An 18,652-nucleotide genomic window follows, 5' to 3' on the forward strand; every position below is an offset into this window, starting at 1 on the left:
ATCCGCGTCGGCGGTGCGACCGAGATCGAAGTCAAGGAAAAGAAGGACCGCGTCGATGACGCCCTCAACGCGACCCGTGCGGCCGTCGAAGAAGGCATCGTTCCCGGCGGCGGCGTCGCACTTCTGCGCGCTTCGCTGAGCATCAAGGCTGTCGGCGCCAATTCCGACCAGACCGCTGGCATCGCCATCGTGCGTCGCGCGCTGCAGGCTCCGGCCCGTCAGATCGCGGCCAACGCCGGTGCGGAAGCATCGATCGTTGCCGGCAAGATCCTCGAGAACAAGGGCCCGACCTTCGGCTTCAACGCCCAGACCGGCGAATATGGCGACATGATCGCCATGGGTATCGTCGATCCGGTCAAGGTCGTGCGCACGGCTCTCCAGGACGCGGCCTCGGTCGCCGGCCTGCTGGTCACCACCGAAGCCATGATCGCGGAGGCTCCGAAGAAGGAGTCGGCTGGCGGCGGCATGCCAGGCGGCATGGGCGGCGGCGGCATGGGCGGCATGGGCGGCATGGATTTCTAAGAAATCCATCAGCCTTCATTTACGGAAAGGGCGGCCGAGAGGTCGCCCTTTTCATATGACCAATGGTCTTCCAAGAAGGTCGAGACTCACGTGCTATCACTAAAAAGCGGCGTTGAATCACCCCAAAATGTGTATTATGTTACACGGAGCGCTCTTATGGAACGCGACAGCCGGAAGCTGATCAAACTGCTTGAGGAGGACGGGTGGTTTGAGATCGGCATCACCGGCTCGCATCATCATTTCAAGCATCCAACGAAACCTGGAAAAGTGACCCCACCCTCGTAAAGATCATACCGATTGGCACGGTTCGGGCGCTGATGAAGCACGCGGGCTGCTCAACAAAGCAAGATAAGAAAATGCGCTACATCGCCTTTATTCGCAAAGATCCTGATAGCGTCTATGGCGTCGAATTTCCCGATATGCCCGGCTGCATTTCGGCTGGCGACACGATAGACGAGGCTGTGCGCAACGCTGTCGAGGCGCTTTCCAGTCATGTGCGAATGCTGGAGGCCGACGGCGATCCGGTGCCTTCCCCTCGCGATTTCGATGCGATTGCAAATGATCCAGAACTTGCGGAGGTACGCGAAGGCGCTATGACGACGGTCGTTCCGCTGATCCGTGACCGTGGTTCCACAACGCGTATCAATGTATCCTTCGATCTCGGCCTGCTTGAAGCTATCGATGCCGCGGCGCGTGAACGGGGACAAACCCGCTCCGCCTTCCTTGCTTCGGCCGCACGCAAAGAGATTGTTGACTAATTGTGCAGACGTGGGCGCTGGCGAGGGCCGAGCCTGTCAAGCTCAGACAAGCAGTATCAGTTCGCCGTGACAGCGACTTCTTTGGCCGGCAAAGCACTCTCTATCAGCGCGGCGACTTCATCGGCCACCGCCAGCACCGGGGCGCGGTCGCGGGTGGCGCGCGCGATCACCATCAGCCCTTCCAGCGATGATTCGACAAGCAGCGCCAGGGCGCGGGCGCGGCGCTCGGGCACCCCTGCCCTGACGAAGGCCGCTTGCAGCAGGCCTACCCATTGCTCGAAAGCCGACCGGCACAGTTCGGCCAACTCCGGCACGTCGGCCGGCGAGTCCAGCACCACGGGTGCGATCGGACAGCCAAGCGTGAACTGGTTGTCCTCCAGCATGCGTGCGACCGACTGGTAGATGTGGTGGACAGCCACCGCCGGATCTTTTTCGGCAGCAAGCTCTTCGCCAAGCCATCGAGACACCTTGTCCACGCTGTCGCGCGTCACCTCGATGACCAATTGGTCCTTGCCGCCCGGAAAATGAAAGTAGAGCGATCCTCTCGGCGCACCGGAGGCGCTCAAAATGTCGTTGAGCGAGGTGCCGTGATAGCCGCGCTGCCTCAGCAGCAGCGCCGTCGCCTCGATCATGCGGATGCGAGTGTCGTTCGCCATGTCAACCTCTGTCAGGAGTGAGCTTTATAGCCTTGCGCCGAATATGACAATCGGTCTATATAGTATGTAGATCAGTCTATATATTCGCGTTTCATCGAAGAGGAGGATGACAAAATGACCATCCGTGAAGCAGAGGCCCAATGGCAGGGTTCGTTGAAAGAAGGCTCGGGCCGTCTGCGGCTTGGCAGCGGCGTCTTCGAAGGCGCCTATTCCTTCCCGTCGCGCTTCGAAAACGGTCCCGGCACCAATCCCGAGGAACTGATTGCGGCGGCACATGCCGGCTGCTTTTCAATGGCGTTGAGCGCCATACTGGGCAGCGGCGGCCATGTCCCCGTAGGGATTCACACCGTCGCCAAGGTGCATCTCGGCACGAGCACGCCCGGACCGACGCTCACCCGCATCGACCTCGAAACGGAAGCCGAGGTCCCGGGCCTGGCGCCCGAGGAATTCCAGCGCCTTGCCCAATCGGCGAAAGCAACATGCCTCGTCTCCCGGGCTTTGGCGGGCGTGGCGGAAATCAGGCTCATGGCCGACCTCGTCACGGCCGCCGCTGCGGAAAAATGAAATCAGGAGGTACCGAGATGAAACGGGATAGCATCATCGTTGTCCATCCCGACGACCAATCCAGACAGACGGCCGAGATCATGCGGCGCTTCAACGACGTGTTCCAACTTCATGATCCGTCGGCACTCGGCGAGCTGGTGGCCGAAGACTGCGTCATCGAAAACACCGTGCCGGCGCCGGATGGCGCCCGCCATGCCGGCCGGGAGGCATGCGTGCGGCTGTGATCGGCGATCGCCAGCGAACCCGGCACCCGCTTCGACGTTGAAGAAACGTTCGTCGCCGGTGAGCGGGCGACAATCCGCTGGCGCTACTGGCCTGCCGACGGCAACTCCATCCGTGGCGTCAATCTGATGCGCGTAGCGGACGGGCTGATCGTCGAAGCGATGGGATATGTAAAGGGATAGGTTTGGCGCTGCCCCTCATTGCCCTGCCGAGCATTTCTCCCCGTATAGTGACGGGGAGAAAGCACCTTCGCGAACGATTTCGCCAATTGCCAGCGTTGCAGAAAGTGCGCCAAGGTTGCGGCAAGCCACTTCTCCCCGTCCCTATACGGGGAGAAGATGCCGGCAGGCAGATGAGGGCGCGCCAGCTTCGACGACTGCCCGCGATCTCCCTGTCTACCTCTCAGTCAGCGCCAGTTTTGCGCCGAGCATGACGAAGGCGCCGGCGAAGGTGCGGCGCATCCAGGTGAGCACCATCGGCCGCGACACGACATGGCTGCGGATCGAGGCGGCGAAGATGCCGTAGCCGACAAAGACGATGAAGGTCAAAAGCATGAAGACGGAGCTGAGCTCCAGCATCTTCGACAGCGCATGCGGTTCGGTGGTGCTGACGAACTGCGGCAGGAAGGCGAAGAAGAAGATCGACAGCTTCGGGTTGAGGATGTTGATGAGGATGCCAGAGGTAATCACCTTGCCGGCCGAGCGCGGCGCGACATCCTGCCCGACGTTCAAGCTGCCGCTCTCCTTCAGCGTGTTCCATGCCATGTAGAGCAGATAGGCGACGCCCAGATATTTCAGCGTCTCGAAGGCGAGCGCGCTGGTGTGCAGCAGCGCCGCCAGACCGGTGATGGCGGCCGCCATGTGCGGAATAATGCCGAGCGTGCAACCAAAAGCCGCGATGATGCTGGCGCGCGCGCCACGCGAAAGTCCGGCGCTCAGCGTATAGAGAACGCCGGTGCCGGGCGAAGCCACTACGATCAGCGACGTCAACAAGAATTCGATGCTCACGATGCGTCCTCCGGTGACCTGCCGCCGGCAAGGTAGCCAGCGAAACGCGCGGGCACAAGCCAGCCCGAGGACCGGTAGTGCCTCATTTCGAATTTCGGGTCACGACCCAAGGCGGAATCCCTCGGCGGGATTTTAATCCAACTCCCGTGGGCGACGTTTCGTAAGCTCGTTTCCTGAGGCAAACCTTGCACTGCTGGCCCTGCCATCATCGCATTGGCCTGACTTTGGACACCACCTTCGCTGCGAACGAGGCCGGTCCGGTGCCAGTCCGGAACACTTCTTGACCCGATGCCGTGTAAGCTACAAACTTGTCCTTGCGCCGTGGCCACCTCTCCTGAAGCGGGATAATCGTCATGTGTCACCAATCCTTTGGATCGCAGGAGCTGACGATAGGCAAGGTTGTGGCGCATGCCCTGTCCTGCGCCACTGTGTTGTTCTTTGTTGCGCGCCCGGTTTTCACGATGCTTCGCTCTGGCAGAGAAATGCTTGCGGCGGCTCTCCTGCTTGGACTTTGCGCCAGCGCGAGCGCCGATGACGTGCTTTTCGAAAACGTCCGCATCTTCGACGGGAAGGGCGCCGCACTTTCGGCTCCGTCGAGTGTGCTGGTGCAGGGCAACCTGATCGCGCGGATTTCGACAAGTCCCATCGCGGCCGAGGGCGCGCAGCGCATTGCCGGCAACGGGCGAACGCTGATGCCGGGGCTGATTGATGCGCATTGGCACGCAATGCTGATTGCATCCACCCCGGCAGAGGCGATGGGCGACGTCGGCTTCGCCAATCTTGCGGCCGGCGACGAGGCGATGGATACGCTGATGCGCGGCTTCACCACCGTTCGCGACGTGGGCGGGCCGGCGTTCGGCCTCAAGCGCGCGATAGATCAAGGCATCATCGCGGGACCGCGCATCTATCCGTCCGGAGCCATGATCACCGTGACCAGCGGGCATGGGGATTTCCGCCAGCTCAGCGACTTGCCCCGGACGATCGGCGGCTTGTTCACCCCCATGGAGAGGAACGGCGGCAGCATAGTCGTGGACAGCCCCGACGAAGTGCGTTTGCGTGCCCGCGAGCAATTCATGCAGGGGGCCGCGCTGCTGAAGCTGACAGCGGGCGGTGGAGTGTCGTCACCCCACAGCCCGCTCGACGTCACCACCTTCACCGAGCCCGAACTGCGGGCCGCCGTTGAAATTGCCGAGAATTGGGGCACCTACGTCGCCGCGCACGCCTTCACCTCGGATGCGATCCGGAAGGCTGTCGCGGCTGGCGTCAAGTGCATCGAACACGGCTTCCTCATGGACGAGGCAACCGCCAAGCTGATCGCCGAAAAGGACGTTTGGCTGAGCTTGCAGCCGCTTCCCGAATTGATGAGGACAGGCCTCCGAGAGGGTTCGGTCGAGCGAGCCAAGGCCGATGAGGTGTGGCCGGGCATCGGCAGGACCTACGAACTCGCGAAGAAATACAAGATCAAGACGGCATGGGGCACCGATGTCCTGTTCTCCCGCGCGCTGGCGAAGCAGCAGGGAGCAATCCTGGCGTCGCTTGTGCGTTGGTACACGCCTGCCGAAGCGCTCGTCATGGCGACCGGGACCAATGCCGAGCTGCTCGCGCTGTCGGGCCTTCGCAATCCCTATCCAGGAAAGCTCGGCGTGATCGAAGAGGGCGCGCTCGCCGACCTCCTGCTCGTCGAAGGCAATCCGCTGGAGAACCTCGACCTGGTGGCCGATCCTGCCAACAACTTCAAAATCATCATGAAGGACGGCCTGATCTACAAAAACACGCTGACTCAGTGAGGAACGACTGAGCCGCCCGTCTCTACTCGACGCATCCGATGGCCTGGCCGCAGAGCGCTGGAATTCCACAGCAGCGACAGGAATGGCCGCTTCCCACCCGAGGTGGAAATTCAAAATGAGACCTATCGAGGCCCGTTATCACAGCGCGGGCAGACCATGTGCCTTGCGCGCCATCAGGCAGTCGTCGCCACCGGGCATGCAGGCGCGGCAGACGTCCGGTCTGACGTCGTAGATGCCACAAATGGTCGACTTGCCGACCTCGCCGGAAAGTGCCGAGCAGCGCACGCCTTCGCAGCGCATGCCGGCCTCGTCAGCAGCCACATAGTCTTGCGGGATCCGGTCGAGCTGCGCGTCATCTTCGGTCGAGAAGCGCGGCCATTCGGCCGAATAGGAACAGCAGGCGCCACAGCTCTGGCAGTCGAAGAGAGGCGCGGCGCGCTCCTCCAGTGATGAAAAGTCCCCGGCGCTCGCCAGGGCGAGCAGCCCTGAGGCTACGGGATTCAGGTCGGCGCTTCGCGGCAAGGGCGCTATTTTTTCTTCCTGGTCTTGCGCGACGCCACGTCCGCCGGCGACTTGAACAGGTCGGTCGCTGCCTCGGCGGCAACATCGGCTTTGGGCGCGGCGGCCGGCTTGGCCAGCTTTGCGGTGGCAGCGGCTGCTGCCGACTGATCCTTGGCGGAAAATTTTATGGCCATATCAATCCTCGTCGGAGAAACGCGATGATGGCGCATTCGGGTTGCGAAGCCGGCCGATCAGCGCCGAGACCGCCGTGATGTTCATTTCCTCGGGCGACCAGTTCCTGGCCTCCTCGATGTGCCGGGGTGCCAGTTCGCGATGCGTGCTGCCGCTATAGGCGGCATCCTGATGGGTGACGCGCTCATGGGTCTTGGCATTTTCACGGACATACTCGATCAGATAGTTCGGGCATTCGGAGCGGCCACGCACGCCGAGCCTGACCTGGGCATCGCCATGGGCGCGCTTGCAGCGCTCGAGCTTTTCGAGCACGCGCCGGACATACTCGACCGGCTTGTCGAGGGCTCCCACGACATCGGCGATGGTCGAATCGGCGGCGATCGCCTCTTGCGGGACGCGTTTGGTGGCCATCAGCGTTTGCCTGCGCGCTTCGGCGCGGCAGCGAGCGAGGCGGCTGCAGCCAGCTCGTCAGCTTCCTTTTCCAGGCGCAGTTCGCGCAGCCGCGCGGTCTTGGCTTCCCGGGCCTGGCTGACAGCATCCTGCTCGGAAATAATGCGGTTGAGCGACATGGACTGGGTCTGCGTCTTGCTGAAGATGGATTCGGCGTGGTCGCGGGATTTCTTCGAAGTGGCGGTCAAGGTCTTTCTCCCGGTTCGGAGCGTAATGCCGAAAATGGCGAGACCGGTCTTTCGACCAGGACCACGCACAAAGCAATACGGCAGTCGATTTCAAATTGCTGGAGCATCCTTAGCACGTTCAAGCGAACGCGCGGTGCTCTTTTCGAACTTTTGCGGCGCCCGAATCGCAAAAGGCCAGGCATTGCCTGACCTCCGCTGGAGCGCCGCGCGTCCGGTTGAACGCGCGTGCACTTGCTCATTCTGCGCATGATCCTTTCCGGAAACTGACGTTTCCGGGGTCATGCGCTGGAATTTGCCGTTCACCGGTGCCAGTACATCCGTGGTCACCGGCGAGGCTGAATTCCGTTTTAGGCCGCCTTCAACTGATCGGCGGACATCTTGCCCGACTTGTTGTCGCGGACCATCTCGTAGCCGAGCTTCTGGCCCTCGACGATGTCGCGCATTCCGGCGCGCTCTACGGCCGAGATGTGGACAAAAACGTCGGCCGAGCCGTCATCAGGCTGAATAAAACCGAAACCCTTCGTGGCATTGAACCATTTAACTGTGCCTGTGCTCATAACGAACCCTTTCCGTGGCAAATATTCGTTCACCGTCATGCGAATGCACAACAGCGTTTGTCTCGATTTTGATGGGGGAAGTTCGTCAAAGGCGCGCCTGGACACGCGGATAACAAAAGTCGGTCAAACAAATATCGACGAATTGCTTTTAGACTTCTTTTGGCGCCGTGTCAATTTTTTGCTTTCGCCGTGTGCTTACGTCGTCGGCGGGCCGATGGCGGCACGCTGGCTGCGCAGGCAATTCGACGGCGGATCTGACGCCGAAAACCGGGCCCAGCGCCAGCTGTTAAAAATGTAAAAAAAATCGCGCCATGCCGGGAACCATCTTGGCATCCGTGCATTTTAAATATCGCCAGCAGTTCATGAGAGCAATCTCAGGAAAGGCTGACACAAAGGACGCCTCCCGTGCAATAAAACGCGCGAGGGGCGTTCTTTTTATGCCGAGTAGCAATCGCCATGGCGGTCAGGGCCAAAGGCCGTGGCCTGTTGATTGACCGACGAGGCAGGGCTCCGGAACCGAAAACCCCAGCCACCCGTTTCCCAGCCAGCAGATTGATTCCGGGAGATGCGGCCATGGTGAACAAGAGTCAGATTGCGGGCCTAGCCAAGCAGCTCAAGGGCTCGGTGAAGAAAGCCGCCGGCAAGGCCACCGGCAACAGGCGCGTCCAGGCTGAAGGCGTGGCCGACAAGATCGCCGGCAAAATGCAGAAGGCCTATGGCGACATCAAGGACAAGTTCAGGAAGGTGATCTGACCCCTGCGCTGCTGTTTCGATAGCGATGAGAAAAGCGGTTTAGCGGTCCGCTGTCTGCTTCAGTTGCCGTTAGAAATTCAGGCTCTTTGAGAAAGCGTTTGTGAAGGCGATCTCGCCATGGTCGCCAACGGCTTCGCCAAGCGCCACGTCCATGCTGTCGCCGCTCACCCGCGCCAGCGCCAAGCCGCCCATATAAGCGGCCTTCGGCTTGAACAGGTCGAGCCCATCGCCGCGGTAGATCATCGCTGTCTCGTGCTGGTGGCCATGGAAGATGCCGATGACGTTGTAGCCCTTCAGCGCCGCCAGCAGCGCCTGCCGGTCCGCCTCGCTCCACCAGTGCGGCGCACCAGCGCCTTCATCGTCGAAGGTTCCTTTGGCGGCATCCCACCGTTCGATCGAGAAAACATCCCAACCATAGTGCTGGAACAGGATGACGGGGCGGCCGTCCGCTGCATAGGTCGCCAGATCCTGCTTCAGCCATGGCAGGCCGGAGACCGCGCCGTGGCCGGTGTCGCCGGCGAAACGGTGCGTCTGGACGAGATGCAGGCCGCCCCAGTCCCACGAGTAGCAGTCGGTGTCGACATCGTAACTGGTCACCGGCACCGGCGGCTTGAAGAACACGCCGGCACGATGGCTGACCTCGACATAGTCCCGCATTTCGCGGCGGTACCAGTCGACGTGGTTTGGCGGGCCGTTCTGGTCGAGATCGTGGTTGCCGAGGCCGACATAGACCGGCACATGCACGCGATCGGGGCCTACGCCCTGCTGGAAACGCTGGCTGAACTGGATCAACTGTGTGCCTTCGCTGGGCTGGATGACCTGGCCGCCGCCGTCGTCGGTCATGTCGCCGCCGACGACGAGGCCGAGCGGCGTGTCGATGCGGCTGCCGGCTGAGCGCAGGCTGGTGGCGATGCCGTTGATTTCGGCCGGCCAGTGCTTCTCGCCAATGGCGTTCAACGCGGCGACACTGCGCAGCAAGGCGGCGTCGGTCTTGCCTTCCTGCTGGCAATTGGGGCTCAGCCCGCTGGCCATGCGGCAGGCATGGACATCGGCGACGAACAGGAAGGTGGCGTCGACAGGCGCAATGCGCTGTCCGGTCTGTCCGAGTGCCGGTCGCGCAAGGACGCCGGCCGCGGCCAACCCTGCTCCCTGCGTCAGGAAGCGGCGCCGGGAGAGTGATCCTGCCGAGATGCGATTCATGGCGTGAAATTCAGCACAGCCGGCGCCTCTTCGTCCAGTTGCCGCGAACGGTATGTCGACACGCTGCCGCAGGTCTGGCATTGCTTCAGGTCAGGACTCAACTTGCGCGGGCAAACGCTATGAAGACTATATCCATCGCAACGGCACTTACCATCCTGGCGAGCGCCGCTCATGGTGCCGAGTGCATCGACGCCAAAGCCGCCAAGGCCGGATTCATTCTCGAAAGGCCCGGCATCCACAGCGAGTTTCGACCGGCGGGGGGTGGAATGGTGTCGGTCGCCAACGAATACCAATCCCAATCGCCGCAGACGCAGTTTCTGTTCGGCGGTCTGATCGAGGTGTTTCGCGACAGCGAGACCGGTCAGCTTGCGATGATCCCGTTTTCCGATCTCAGAAAGCTGTTCCCGCTCAAGGCCGGGGCGAAGAGCACGACCGTTTTCGTCCGCCTCGCAGCAAACAAGCAGCCGAAGGGCACCGAGACGCTCGAGATCAACGTCAAGGGCAAGGAGACGTTCAGCCTGGGCGACTGCAAATACAACGTGCTAGCGGTCAGGCAGACGATCAAGAGCGAGGCCGGCAAGACCCAGGATGAATTCACCGCGCTCTATGCGCCCGATCTGCAGGCCGTTCTGGCCAGGCGCTATGACGAGGGCACCAACGCCGAAAGCGTGGTCGGCTACGAGGTCATCAAACCGCTGCCGAATTAACTCCCGGCAGGGCAGAAGGCGACTGGCGCTCCGGCATCAGAAGGCTTTGTACTGCCGCAGCACCCTGCGACGTCGCTTCGCTCTTGCTGAGGAAATTCCCTGCTCCAGCGCGTTCAGGCAATCGCGCAGCACAGCAGAATCCTGCGTCGTCTTGGCCATCGACATGGCGCCGGAATAGGTGGCGACCGCGAATGCCGCGAAACGCTGCGGATCGGTGTCCTGCTCCCTGCCCGCTTGCTGGTCGGCCCCGACCTTGGCGGCGATCGCCTGGCGCCACGCCGAAAAAATGCCGGCAAGGGCGGTGCGGAAATCCGGATCGGCAAGCGACAATTCATGCGCCAGGTTGTTGAGCGGGCAGCCGCGCACGAAACCCTGTTGCTCCAGTTCCGCGGCCACGGCCTCGAACACGCTGCGCACGCCCTCACGCGCCGAGCCTGCCGCCTGCACCGGCGCGATCCATGTTGCTTCGACGGCTGCGGCGACCCGCTCCTCGATCACCGCCAGGGCCAGCGCCTTCTTGGTCGGGAAGTGATGATGCAGCGCGCCACCGGTGACGCCTGCCGCGGCCATCAGGTCGCCGAGGCTGGAGGCATGGTAGCCGCGCGCCTGAAACGAGGCTTCGGCGACATCAAGCACGCGTTTGCGCAGGCCTTCCGGGTCGTTGGTGCGTTTGCCGGGCTGCGCCTTTGGGCGAGCGGTCATCTCTGCTGACATTTTTTAACGATAGCAGATTGACAAAACAGGACAACCGGTCTGTTTATAAAACAGGATGAACGCCCTGTTTTGGAGATTGCGCGATGAGCCTGCCCCTGAATGCCCGGTCCAAATCCGGCCTCAACGCCTCGCCGGTCGTCGAGCTCAGGCAATACACGCTGAAACCTGGCCGGCGCGACACGCTGATCGGAATCTTCGACGGTCACCTCATCGAGGGTCAGGAAGCGGCTGACATGACCATCATCGGTCAGTTTCGCGATCTCGACCGGCCTGACATGTTCATCTGGCTGCGCGGCTTCGAGGGTATGGAAGCGCGGAAAAATGCACTGACCGCGTTCTATGAGGGGCCCGTCTGGGCCGCCTGGCGCGACGCCGCCAACGCCACGATGATCTCCTCCGACGACGTGCTGTTGCTGAAACCGGCATGGCCGGGCGCCGGCTTCGATCTGTCGCGCGCACAACGGGCGGCCTTGTCGGGTCACGAAAAGCCAAGCAGAGACAATCGCTTGTCGGATATTGTTGCTATCAAGATTCATCATCTGCGGCCCGGCGCCGAAGCCGGATTCGCCAGCCGCTTCGAAACCGACGCGATTCCCGTGTTGGCGGCACATGGCGCGTGGCCACTTGCTGCGTTTGTCTCCGAACATGCCGAAAACAGCTTTCCCCGCCTGCCGGTGCGATCAGGGGAAAACGTCTTCATCAGCGTCGCCGCCTTCGACAGCGCGGACGCCCATGCCCGCCACGAGGCAGTCCTTGCCGGTTCCCCTGAGTGGCAGGCATTCGAGCGGGATGCCCAGTCATGTCTGGCTAGATCGACCGAAACCTTGCGCCTATCTCCAACCTCACAGTCGCTGCTTGGGCGGTGAGAGGCGCTCCTTCAAGCGATTTGCATCCTTGTCGCCCGCAATCTCCGCTTGAAGCCATTTGTGCAACGCGATACGCCGGTGCCGGGTTCGACAGACCGGAGAGACATGTGAGCGCGCCAGAGACCAGAACCGAAACCGACACGTTCGGTCCCATCGAGGTCGCCGCCGATCGTTACTGGGGCGCGCAGGCGCAGCGTTCGCTGGGCAATTTCAAAATCGGCTGGGAAAAGCAGCCGGCGTCGATCGTTCGCGCGCTCGGCATCGTCAAGCAGGCGGCGGCCGAAACCAATATGGAGCTGAAGCGGCTCGACCCGGCCATCGGCAAGGCGATCATCGAAGCCTCTCAGGAAGTCATCGACGGCAAGCTGAACGATCATTTCCCGCTGGTCGTCTGGCAGACCGGCTCGGGCACGCAATCCAACATGAACGCCAACGAGGTGATCTCCAACCGGGCGATCGAACTGCTGGGCGGAGTCATGGGGTCGAAGAAACCGGTGCATCCCAACGACCACGTCAATATGAGCCAGTCGTCGAACGATACCTATCCGACGGCCATGCACATCGCCTGCGCCGAGCGCATCGTGCACGATTTGTTGCCGGCGCTCAGGCATTTGCACGCCGCGCTGGAGGCCAAGACCAAAGCATTCGCCCACATCGTCAAGATCGGCCGCACCCACACGCAGGACGCGACGCCCCTCACCCTTGGCCAGGAATTTTCGGGCTATGCCGCGCAGGTCGCCTCCTCGATCAAACGCATCGAGATGACGCTGCCCGGCCTGCAGGAACTGGCGCAAGGCGGCACGGCCGTCGGCACCGGCCTCAACGCGCCAGTCGGCTTTGCCGAGAGAGTGGCGGATCGCATCGCCGCGATCACCGGCATCGCCTTCGTCACCGCGCCAAACAAGTTCGAGGCGCTGGCGGCGCACGATTCCATGGTGTTTTCGCATGGCGCCATCAACGCCTGCGCCGGCGCCCTGTTCAAGATTGCCAACGACATTCGCCTGCTCGGCTCCGGCCCGCGCTCCGGCCTTGGTGAACTGTCGCTGCCGGAAAACGAGCCGGGTTCGTCGATCATGCCGGGCAAGGTCAATCCCACCCAGTGCGAGGCGATGACCCAGGTCTGCATCCAGGTGTTCGGCAATAATGCGGCCGTGACCTTCGCCGGCAGCCAGGGGCATTTCGAACTCAACGTCTACAATCCGCTGATGGCCTACAATTTCCTGCAGTCGGTGCAACTGCTCGCCGACGCCTCCATCTCGTTCACCGACAATTGCGTCGTCGGCATCGAGGCGCGGGAAGACAATATCAAGGCCGCCCTCGACCGTTCGCTGATGCTGGTGACAGCACTGGCGCCGACCATCGGCTACGACAACGCCGCCAAGATCGCCAAGACCGCTCACAAGAACGGCACAACCTTGCGTGAGGAAGCGCTTGCCACCGGGCTGGTCAGCGAAGCCGACTACGACCGCCTGGTTCGGCCGGAGGAGATGACGCATCCGGGATGATCTTGCGCTGATCGCAAAAACTTTCCTGCGGTGAACAATCTGTAACCAAATCTGCATCTTTGGTGAACAGTCGCGCTACTCTATGTGGATGGGCACCACAACCCCTTCCGGAGAGAGCCCATCATGTCCACCAACACGTCCGTTGCCGGTTCCGGCACCGTTTCCAACGCCGCTTCCAATGCCTCAGGCAGCATCCTGCTCGGCCGTATCCTGCTTTCGGTCATCTTCGTGCTTTCCGGTTTCGGCAAGCTCACTGCGATCGCCGGCACCGCCGGTTACTTCGGCAGCATGGGTCTGCCGATGCCGACCGTGACGGCGATTGTCGTCGGTCTGCTCGAGCTGCTCGGCGGCCTCGCCATCCTCATCGGCTTTCAGACCCGGATCACCGCCTGGGTGCTGGCAATCTTCACCGTCGCCACCGGATTGGTCGCCCACACCGGCTGGGCCGATCAGATGCAGATGATCAGCTTCATGAAGAACCTGGCGATTGCCGGCGGCTTCCTCGTGCTGGCTTCCTCGGGCGCCGGCGCCTATTCGGTCGACGCCAAGCGCGGCTGAAGCGGTCCAGAAACCACTTGCAGCAAGGGGCGCGGAATTTTCCGCGTCCCTTTTTCGTTGTCGGTTTATGCCCGTCGATCAGCCGGCCGGACTTTCTGCTAGGATGAGGTGTCGGGGTGAAGCCAACCGCCGCGACGTCGGAGGTGACCAATGCCGCGCGATGCGCTGCTTCTGCTTTCGCGGCTGCTGCTCGCCGCTCTATTCGTTCCGTCCGGCTTTCACGCGCTTACCGACATTGCCGGCACATCGGGCTATTTTTCCGGCCTTGGCCTGCCGCTGCCGACACTCGCAGCCTGGGCGACGGGCCTGTTCGAGCTGATCGCCGGACTGCTCATCCTCGTCGGCCTCAAGACGCCTGTCGTGGCGCTCCTGCTTGCCGCTTTCTGCATCGCGGCAGGCTTCATCGGCCACTATGGCCAGGGCGGCGACGATCCAACGCTGACCTTCATGCATTCGCAGATGCTGATGAAGGACATCGCGATATCGGGCGGTTTTCTGGCACTGGCAATGGCAGGCGCCGGCGCCTACTCGATCGACGGGCGGATGCTTCGGATCGGCGCTGAAACGACTTGACCGACACAACTGCCGGACTGAGCCGAATTATTTGACCGAGCCGAATTACTTGACTGAGCCAGACTACTTGGCTGGAATAGTGGGGCCGCCCTCGACCGCCAGCACCAGCCGGCGATTGGTGACCCTCGCCAGTTGCGCCAGTCGTCCGGCCGGCCGCTCGCCGTAAAGATCGGCCAGCGACGCCGGCAGCACCAGCGCCAGCACGCCATTGCCACGCCTCTCCCATTTCAGCCGCGGCATGACGCCCGGCATTGCCGCCGTCAGCAGGTAGACGACGCGCATCACCGCGGCCAGCACACGGGCGCGCTCGATATAGCGCGGCGTCGCCAGCGCCTTGATTTCCGGCGCAATCGATTCGTTGAAGATGCCCTCATGACGGTAGGCGTTGGCCAGCGCCAGGAAGGCGCGGCCGGGATGGTCGACACCGATGAAGGAGGCGTGGGCAATGATGTTGAGCGATTGCTTGCCGCGATATTCGGGATGCGCGCGCCAGCCGATGTCGGCAAGCAGGCAGGCGGCCTGGCGGTAGCGCGCCTCGTCTACCGTCTCCTCGATGCCGAAGGCGGCGAAGGTCTTGCCCGTCCACTCGACAAGCTCATGCGCGTGGGTGACCGAGCGCGAACGCAGCCGCGCGAGTTCCTCCGAGGCCGAGATCAGCGGATCCGCCTTCTGCTCGGCCTTGTCGAGCAGCGAATAGAGAAAGCCCTCGCGCACGCCCAGCGCCGAGACGATGATCTTGGACGGCTGCATCGCCGCCATGATCTCCTGCAGCACGATGGCGCCATAAGGCAGCAGCGAGCGGCGGTTCTTCGAGACTCCTTCGATGCCCTTTACTTTCTCGATGTCACCCTTGGCGACCTGCTTGAGGAAGTTCGCAGCGCTGTCGATGCCGATATCGTAGTGATGCATGACACTCAGCGGATAGCTGGTCATTTCCATGTACAGCCGGGCGAGGTTTCGCCAGGTGCCGCCGACGGCATAGAACGGCCTGCCCTGCCCGCCTTTCAGCAGCTTTGCCTTCGCGAGCTCGTCGCGCGCTATCTTTGCCGCCTGGGCCAGCGAGTTCTTGGCCATGTCCTGCAGGCGCAGGCCGCCCAGCGGCAGCGTGATGCCGTCGCCGATTGCCTCGCCATCGACGTCGACGAGTTCGAGGCTGCCGCCGCCGAGGTCGCCGGCTATGCCGTTGGCCGGGTGGAAGCCGGAAATGACGCCAAGCGCGGAATAGTGGGCTTCCTGGCGCCCGCTCAGCACCTGGACCTCGGTCTTGAGCACATCTTCGGCTCGGTGGATGAAATCGGGGCCGTTGACCGCCTCGCGGGCGGCGGCAGTCGCCAGCACATACATATGCTCGGCGCCGGCCTGCTCGGACAGCGCGCGGAAACGCCGAAACTCCTCCATCGAACGGGTCACCGCCTCCGGATCGAGCTTTCCGGTCGAGACGATGCCGCGACCGAGGCCGGCCAGCATCTTTTCGTTGAACAGCGTGGTCGGCGAGCGCGCCAGCCCCTCATAGACGACAAGCCGGATCGAGTTCGACCCGATGTCGATGATGGACAGCGGTCGGCGGTCCTGAAGCCGGCCCTGGGACGTTGAAATCATCAGCCGGTCGCTGTGGCGTTTTTCTTGCGGCGCTTGAACTGCGCGATGCGCTTGGGCGCATGCGATTTCAGCGCATCGCCGCGTCCGGAGAGGCTCGGATTGGTCATGAAATATTCCTGCGCGTTGAACGGTTCCTCGCCCTCCTCGAGCGTGGCGCGCCGGGAGGTTCCGTCAGCCAATACGTCGAAACTTTGCTGGTTGTCCATGATGTTGCCCAGCATGATCTGGCCGAGGACTTGTTCATGCACCGTTGGATTGGTGATCGGCACCATGGTTTCGACGCGGCGGTCGAGATTGCGCGGCATCAAATCGGCCGATGAGATGTAGACGATCGCCCCGTCCGACGGCAGTCCATGGCCGTTGCCGAAACAATAGATTCGGCTGTGTTCGAGGAAGCGGCCGACGATCGACTTGACCCTTATGTTTTCCGACAGGCCCGGCACTTGGGGCCTCAGGCAGCAGATGCCGCGCACGACGAGATCGATCTCGACGCCGGCGCGGCTGGCGTCATAGAGCGCGTCGATGATGATCGGGTCGACCAGCGAATTCATCTTCATCCAGATGCGGGCCGGCCTGCCCTCCAGCGCATGGCCAATCTCGTCCGAAATGTGCTTGAGGATGCGCTTGCGCAGCGTGAACGGCGAGATGGCTAGCCGCATCTCCTCGGTCGGCTCGGCGTAGCCGGTGATAAAATTGAACAGCTGGGCGACATCGCGGGCGATTGTCGGAGCGGTGGTGAAGAAGGACAGGTCGGTGTAGATGCGCGCGGTGACCGGATGGTAGTTGCCGGTGCCGAGATGCACATAGTTGCGCAGCTTGCCGTCCTCGCGCCGCACCACCAGCGACATTTTCGCGTGGGTCTTCAGTTCGAGGAAGCCGAACACGACCTGAACGCCGGCGCGCTCGAGGTCGCGCGCCCAGCGGATGTTGGCTTCCTCGTCGAAACGCGCCTTGAGCTCGACCAGCGCGGTCACCGACTTGCCGGCCTCCGCCGCGTCGACCAAAGCGCGCACGATCGGGCTGTCGTTCGAGGTGCGATAGAGCGTCTGCTTGATCGCCACCACTTCCGGATCGGCCATCGCCTGGCGCAGGAACTGCACCACCACGTCGAAGGATTCGTAGGGGTGATGAACGATGATGTCCTTCTCGCGGATGGCGGCGAAACAGTCGCCGCCGTGCTCGCGGATGCGTTCGGGAAAGCGCGGATTGTAAGGCTTGAATTTGAGATCGTCGCGGGCGATGGCGACGATCTCGGAAATCTGGCTGAGCGCCAGCGGACCGGTGAGCACGCTGATCCGGCTCGACGAGACGCCAAGCTCGCCGGCGACGAACTCGCGCAGTTCGGCCGGCATCAGCTTGTCGAATTCGATGCGGATGACCGAGCCGCGACGACGACGTTTGAGCGCCGTCTCGAACAGGCGCACGAGATCCTCGGACTCCTCCTCGACCTCGATGTCACTGTCGCGGATGATGCGGAACGTACCGGAGCCCTTGACCTCGTAGCCGGGGAACAGCTTGCCGATATAGAGGCCGACCGCTTCTTCCAGCGGAATGAAGCGGACATGATGCTTGCGGTCAGGCAAGCGAATGAAGCGCTTCAGCGCCACCGGCAGACGCAACAGCGCGCTCATCTCCTCGCCATTCCTGCGGTGGCGCAGCTGCAGCGCCATCGAGAAGCCGAGATTGGGAATGAACGGGAACGGATGCGCCGGGTCGATCGACAGCGGTGTGAGCACCGGAAACACCTGCTCCTGGAAATGATCCTCGAGCCAGGTCTTCTCGTCCTTGGTCAGCCCATCGCGGCTGATGCTCTCGATGCCTTCCTTGTCGAGCAGCAGCATCAGAGCGGATAGGCTGTTCTGCTGGTCCTCCTGCAGGCGCTCGACCTCGCGCAGCAATTGTTCCAGCTGTTGTTCGGGGGTGCGGCCGTCCGCGCTCTTCAGCGTGATGCCTTCGCGAACCTGGCCGGCGAGACCGGCGACACGGACCATGAAGAACTCGTCGAGATTGGCGGCCGAAATCGACAGGAAGCGGACCCGCTCAAGCAGCGGATGGTTGGCGTTCAGCGATTCCTCGAGGACGCGGCGGTTGAATTGCAGCCAGGAAAACTCGCGGTTGACGAACCGGTCCGGGTTGCCGCCCTCTGGGCTCGCCACCTCGACAGTGGTGAATTCGCTCTGCACCGGCTTTAGTTCGTTCATGGTCCTGCTCGTTTCGCACCCGTTGGCCACAGCGTCGCGCGTCTTTGCAGACGCGCAAAAGGACGCTCCCGCCACTTAAGCTACGCATGATCCCCAGCAAAACCGAATTCGGTTTGGGGGCCATGCCTTAACCGGCTTAGCTTATCCTGTGACAGGCTTTTACGACAGTTTGATTTCATCGATCTTGCAAAGAGACTGCTTATGATCCAGATGCAATCCAGGTACAGCGCGGCGCGTCCTGTGGACGCGCAAAGGACGCGGTGGAATTTTGATTTTGCACATGATCCGGGGTCATGCGGCAAATATAGGAGACGACGATGGCAGGCGGTTCCATTCCCCATTTCCAGAACGATGCGGGTTATGCGGCGATTGACATCGGCGTCAAGGAATTCATGTGCACCGGCGCCAACCCGCCATTCGACCATCCGCATGTGTTTCTCGACATGGGCGACGACAATGAAAAGGTCTGCCCCTATTGCTCGACGCTTTATCGCTATTCGCCAAAGCTGAAGGCGACGGAAACGCAGCCTGCCGGATGCCTCTATATCCACCAGGCCGCCTGACGCGCACAC

Annotated in this window: 24 protein-coding genes and 1 pseudogene; 14 read left to right on the forward strand and 11 right to left on the reverse strand. The window is 62.2% G+C overall.

Annotated features, from left to right (window positions below; genetic code table 11):
* From AC0L15_RS29380 to AC0L15_RS29390, 3 genes are all read left to right on the forward strand, one after another.
* Positions 1-522 (forward strand): TCP-1/cpn60 chaperonin family protein (locus AC0L15_RS29380; RefSeq protein WP_473497941.1); only part of this gene is annotated, 522 nt, incomplete at its 5' end.
* 156 nt (positions 523-678) lie between these two features.
* Positions 679-807, forward strand: coding sequence for a type II toxin-antitoxin system HicA family toxin (locus AC0L15_RS29385; RefSeq protein WP_287243955.1), 129 nt, complete (start codon positions 679-681; stop codon positions 805-807).
* A 71-nt stretch (positions 808-878) separates the two neighbouring features.
* On the forward strand, positions 879-1,280 hold the full coding sequence (locus AC0L15_RS29390; protein WP_473497942.1) for a type II toxin-antitoxin system HicB family antitoxin: 402 nt from the start codon (positions 879-881) through the stop codon (positions 1,278-1,280).
* A 56-nt stretch (positions 1,281-1,336) separates the two neighbouring features.
* Here the strand turns inward: AC0L15_RS29390 and AC0L15_RS29395 are convergent, their stop codons facing one another.
* The gene (locus AC0L15_RS29395) at positions 1,337-1,936 is read right to left on the reverse strand and encodes a TetR/AcrR family transcriptional regulator (protein WP_287241166.1); all 600 of its coding nucleotides are present in this window, start codon (positions 1,934-1,936) and stop codon (positions 1,337-1,339) included.
* Between the two features lie 114 nt (positions 1,937-2,050).
* Between AC0L15_RS29395 and AC0L15_RS29400 the strand changes: the two genes are divergently transcribed.
* Together AC0L15_RS29400 and AC0L15_RS29405 are read left to right on the forward strand one after the other, a co-directional pair.
* Positions 2,051-2,500: an OsmC family protein gene (locus AC0L15_RS29400; RefSeq protein ID WP_287243962.1), complete on the forward strand. Its 450-nt coding sequence runs from the start codon at positions 2,051-2,053 to the stop codon at positions 2,498-2,500.
* Positions 2,501-2,517: 17 nt separating this feature from the next.
* A pseudogene (locus AC0L15_RS29405) lies at positions 2,518-2,904 on the forward strand (nuclear transport factor 2 family protein).
* 213 nt (positions 2,905-3,117) lie between these two features.
* Here the strand turns inward: AC0L15_RS29405 and AC0L15_RS29410 are convergent.
* Positions 3,118-3,729: a LysE family translocator gene (locus AC0L15_RS29410; RefSeq protein WP_287241161.1), complete on the reverse strand. Its 612-nt coding sequence runs from the start codon at positions 3,727-3,729 to the stop codon at positions 3,118-3,120.
* 482 nt (positions 3,730-4,211) lie between these two features.
* Here AC0L15_RS29410 and AC0L15_RS29415 point away from each other — a divergent pair, with 482 nt between their 5' ends.
* Positions 4,212-5,516, forward strand: coding sequence for a metal-dependent hydrolase family protein (locus AC0L15_RS29415; protein ID WP_287245579.1), 1,305 nt, complete (start codon positions 4,212-4,214; stop codon positions 5,514-5,516).
* A 138-nt stretch (positions 5,517-5,654) separates the two neighbouring features.
* On the opposite strand, the gene AC0L15_RS29420 is transcribed toward AC0L15_RS29415, so the two are convergent.
* The 5 genes from AC0L15_RS29420 to AC0L15_RS29440 all read right to left on the reverse strand — a co-directional run bounded on the left by AC0L15_RS29420 (position 5,655) and on the right by AC0L15_RS29440 (position 7,404).
* Entirely contained in the window at positions 5,655-5,990 is a 336-nt protein-coding gene (locus AC0L15_RS29420) for a YkgJ family cysteine cluster protein (RefSeq protein WP_287241175.1), read from the reverse strand.
* A gap of 53 nt (positions 5,991-6,043) precedes the next feature.
* The gene (locus AC0L15_RS29425; RefSeq protein ID WP_287243965.1) at positions 6,044-6,211 is read right to left on the reverse strand and encodes a hypothetical protein; all 168 of its coding nucleotides are present in this window, start codon (positions 6,209-6,211) and stop codon (positions 6,044-6,046) included.
* A gap of 1 nt (position 6,212) precedes the next feature.
* Entirely contained in the window at positions 6,213-6,620 is a 408-nt protein-coding gene (locus tag AC0L15_RS29430; protein WP_027155370.1) for a hypothetical protein, read from the reverse strand.
* A complete protein-coding gene (locus AC0L15_RS29435) occupies positions 6,620-6,847 on the reverse strand; it encodes a hypothetical protein (RefSeq protein ID WP_287243968.1) in 228 nt (75 codons plus the stop codon). Before AC0L15_RS29435 ends, AC0L15_RS29430 begins: the two co-directional genes overlap by 1 nt.
* A 347-nt stretch (positions 6,848-7,194) precedes the next feature.
* Positions 7,195-7,404, reverse strand: a complete 210-nt coding sequence (locus tag AC0L15_RS29440; protein ID WP_010915421.1) for a cold-shock protein — start codon at positions 7,402-7,404, stop codon at positions 7,195-7,197.
* Positions 7,405-7,447: 43 nt separating this feature from the next.
* On the opposite strand from AC0L15_RS29440, the gene AC0L15_RS29445 reads away from it, so the two are divergent.
* A complete protein-coding gene (locus tag AC0L15_RS29445) occupies positions 7,448-7,702 on the forward strand; it encodes a hypothetical protein (protein ID WP_287243971.1) in 255 nt (84 codons plus the stop codon).
* Between the two features lie 275 nt (positions 7,703-7,977).
* Complete coding sequence (locus tag AC0L15_RS29450; protein ID WP_091590669.1) at positions 7,978-8,157, forward strand: CsbD family protein; 180 nt, start codon at positions 7,978-7,980, stop codon at positions 8,155-8,157.
* Positions 8,158-8,226: 69 nt separating this feature from the next.
* Here the strand turns inward: AC0L15_RS29450 and AC0L15_RS29455 are convergent, their stop codons facing one another.
* Positions 8,227-9,357, reverse strand: coding sequence for a metallophosphoesterase (locus tag AC0L15_RS29455; protein WP_473497946.1), 1,131 nt, complete (start codon positions 9,355-9,357; stop codon positions 8,227-8,229).
* A 119-nt stretch (positions 9,358-9,476) separates the two neighbouring features.
* Here AC0L15_RS29455 and AC0L15_RS29460 point away from each other — a divergent pair, with 119 nt between their 5' ends.
* Complete coding sequence (locus AC0L15_RS29460; protein WP_287243973.1) at positions 9,477-10,064, forward strand: hypothetical protein; 588 nt, start codon at positions 9,477-9,479, stop codon at positions 10,062-10,064.
* A gap of 36 nt (positions 10,065-10,100) precedes the next feature.
* Here AC0L15_RS29460 and AC0L15_RS29465 read toward each other — a convergent pair whose 3' ends face one another.
* Positions 10,101-10,766 carry a TetR/AcrR family transcriptional regulator gene (locus AC0L15_RS29465; RefSeq protein ID WP_287243976.1) on the reverse strand — a complete coding sequence of 222 codons (666 nt, stop codon included), beginning with the start codon at positions 10,764-10,766 and terminating at the stop codon, positions 10,101-10,103.
* 95 nt (positions 10,767-10,861) lie between these two features.
* On the opposite strand from AC0L15_RS29465, the gene AC0L15_RS29470 reads away from it, so the two are divergent.
* The 4 genes from AC0L15_RS29470 (at position 10,862) to AC0L15_RS29485 (ending at position 14,280) form a co-directional block, all read left to right on the forward strand.
* Positions 10,862-11,644 carry an NIPSNAP family protein gene (locus AC0L15_RS29470; protein ID WP_287243978.1) on the forward strand — a complete coding sequence of 261 codons (783 nt, stop codon included), beginning with the start codon at positions 10,862-10,864 and terminating at the stop codon, positions 11,642-11,644.
* Between the two features lie 107 nt (positions 11,645-11,751).
* Entirely contained in the window at positions 11,752-13,149 is a 1,398-nt protein-coding gene (fumC, locus tag AC0L15_RS29475; RefSeq protein ID WP_128185477.1) for a class II fumarate hydratase, read from the forward strand.
* 123 nt (positions 13,150-13,272) lie between these two features.
* Positions 13,273-13,707 (forward strand): DoxX family protein, encoded by a 435-nt coding sequence (locus AC0L15_RS29480; RefSeq protein ID WP_287243980.1) that lies wholly within the window; start codon positions 13,273-13,275, stop codon positions 13,705-13,707.
* A 150-nt stretch (positions 13,708-13,857) separates the two neighbouring features.
* Complete coding sequence (locus AC0L15_RS29485; protein WP_287241152.1) at positions 13,858-14,280, forward strand: DoxX family protein; 423 nt, start codon at positions 13,858-13,860, stop codon at positions 14,278-14,280.
* Positions 14,281-14,343: 63 nt separating this feature from the next.
* Here AC0L15_RS29485 and ppx read toward each other — a convergent pair whose 3' ends face one another.
* Together ppx and AC0L15_RS29495 are read right to left on the reverse strand one after the other, a co-directional pair.
* Positions 14,344-15,879, reverse strand: a complete 1,536-nt coding sequence (gene ppx / locus AC0L15_RS29490) for an exopolyphosphatase (RefSeq protein WP_473497949.1) — start codon at positions 15,877-15,879, stop codon at positions 14,344-14,346.
* Positions 15,879-18,080: an RNA degradosome polyphosphate kinase gene (locus AC0L15_RS29495; RefSeq protein ID WP_027155360.1), complete on the reverse strand. Its 2,202-nt coding sequence runs from the start codon at positions 18,078-18,080 to the stop codon at positions 15,879-15,881. The genes ppx and AC0L15_RS29495 overlap by 1 nt, the downstream gene beginning before the upstream one ends.
* A gap of 317 nt (positions 18,081-18,397) precedes the next feature.
* On the opposite strand from AC0L15_RS29495, the gene AC0L15_RS29500 reads away from it, so the two are divergent.
* On the forward strand, positions 18,398-18,643 hold the full coding sequence (locus AC0L15_RS29500) for a zinc-finger domain-containing protein (RefSeq protein WP_091590655.1): 246 nt from the start codon (positions 18,398-18,400) through the stop codon (positions 18,641-18,643).
* Positions 18,644-18,652 lie beyond the last annotated feature (9 nt).

The organism is Mesorhizobium sp. WSM4846 (genome assembly GCF_055811415.1).